This window comes from Acinetobacter sp. ANC_7504 (genome assembly GCF_056779995.1).
Genome location: NZ_JBWYIZ010000044.1, coordinates 1 through 289 on the forward strand (window position 1 = coordinate 1; position 289 = coordinate 289).

The following is a 289-nucleotide window of genomic DNA, read 5'->3' on the forward strand; positions in this document are numbered from 1 at the left end:
GTTCAGTTGTACCTGTGATTTCTGGTGTTGTATCGTTTGTATCCGCAATTGGATCAATCGTTACATCGGTATCAGATGGTGCAGTTGTATCTACAGTTAATTTGCCATCCGCAGTTTCAGTAGCAGTATTACCCACCGCATCTTTCGCTTCAGCTTTAACTGTATATTCACCTTCTGGTAGTGCTTCAGTCGGTGTATACGACCAGTTACCTTCTGGATCTACAGTCGCATCACCTGTTGCTACAGGGTTGCCATCTTTGTCTAAGATTTCAACTTTTACTGTTGCACC

The 289-nt window shown here is 43.3% G+C and carries 1 protein-coding gene; it reads right to left on the reverse strand.

Annotated features, from left to right (window positions below; genetic code table 11):
• Positions 1–289, reverse strand: a 289-nt coding sequence (locus AC1M9F_RS14545) for an Ig-like domain-containing protein (RefSeq protein ID WP_481598124.1), incomplete at both ends; no start/stop codon positions are given.